Source organism: Leifsonia sp. PARNA 1/14 (assembly GCF_055720965.1).
Genome location: NZ_JBVQSP010000003.1, coordinates 376,817 through 378,033, shown reverse-complemented (window position 1 = coordinate 378,033; position 1,217 = coordinate 376,817). Strand labels below are relative to the sequence as shown.

Annotated in this window: 2 protein-coding genes; both read right to left on the bottom strand. The window is 66.6% G+C overall.

What is annotated here, in order from left to right; translation table 11 throughout:
- Positions 1 to 114: 114 nt before the first annotated feature.
- Positions 115 to 810 (bottom strand): GntR family transcriptional regulator, encoded by a 696-nt coding sequence (locus tag AC0HS0_RS11320; RefSeq protein WP_472964088.1) that lies wholly within the window; start codon positions 808 to 810, stop codon positions 115 to 117.
- Between the two features lie 89 nt (positions 811 to 899).
- Positions 900 to 1,217 (bottom strand): SHOCT domain-containing protein (locus AC0HS0_RS11315; protein WP_472964087.1); only part of this gene is annotated, 318 nt, incomplete at its 5' end.

Genomic DNA, 1,217 nt, shown 5'->3' with positions numbered 1-1,217 from the left:
CGGTCTCGCCCGGCTCGAGCGTGCCGTCGAGGATGCCCTCATAGAGGCGGTTGTAGACGACGTCGCGCAGCAGCTGGCGTTCGACCGGTGCGGAATCTCTCACGGGAAGCGGCATCAGCGCCCCTCCTTCACAGTTGGTACGGCCTTCGTGGCGAACTCGTCGACGACGGTGACGAGGCCCTTGCTCCAGAATTCGGCGACGGCGTTCGCCGCCTTGACTCCGTTGCCTGCGACCGCAGCGTCGACGGCTGCCTTGGCGTGGGGCGCCCCCGCGTCGAATGCTCCGGAGGACGGGGCCGCGATCAGCGCCCGGCGCACCTCGGGGAGGTGGCGGGTGAAGAGCTTGGCGATCGTGCGGTTGTCGAGCCGGCGGAGGAAGACGTTGATGAAGCCGTCGGTGAGCACGCGCTCCCGGACGAGGTCGGCCATCTCCGAGCCGTCTCCCACGCGCTCCTTGAACGCGCGGAGCACATCTTTGTCCTCGTCGGTGAGGAGCGGCGTCGCGTCGCGTACGACGCCGGTCATGAGGCTGCCGACGGTTTCGATCAGGGCGCGCAAGCGCTCCGGGTCGATCGGGGTGACCCGCGTACGCTTCTGGGGCATGATCTCGACCAGGCCCATGGCGGCCAGCTGGTTGAGCGCCTCGCGGACGGGGGTTCGGGAGACCCCGACCCACTTCTCGATCTCAGCGTCGTAGAGCTGTTCGCCGGGGGTCAGGTCCCCGTCGACGATGGCGTCGAGCAGACGAATGAAGACTTCGTCACGAATGAGCCGGCGGGGACTGACGGCTTCTGCGATGGGTACAGGCATACATGAATATTACATCCGTCCGCTTCGGATGCAAGACCATCGTGTCACGAGTTGCCGGTGGCGTGTCCCGGGCGCTCGGCGCGCGCGTATTAGAAACGGTTTCCCAGCGCCTTGGCCTTCAGCGCGTCGAATTCGTTCCTGCTGATCACGCCCTTGTCGAGCAGATCCTGCGCCTGCTGGATGTCGGCGGCCGGGGTCGCCGACGGGGTGGGGTGGGTGTAGTAGTCGGTGTCCTCCGGGACGGTCTGCCGCGAGCGGGAGTTGCGCTCGGCCATGCCGCGGCCGCGCGCGATCAGGTACACCAGGGCGGTGAGCCAGGGGACGAAGATCAGGAAGATCACCCAGACCGCTTTCCACCATCCGTTGAGCTTGTCGTCGCGGAACAGGTCGACCAGGATCGTGAAAAG

What these genes read in the sequence shown, in the direction of transcription:
- AC0HS0_RS11320 (WP_472964088.1), bottom strand. Translation starts at nt 810, where the DNA reads ATGCCTGTACCCATCGCAGAAGCCGTCAGTCCCCGCCGGCTCATTCGT.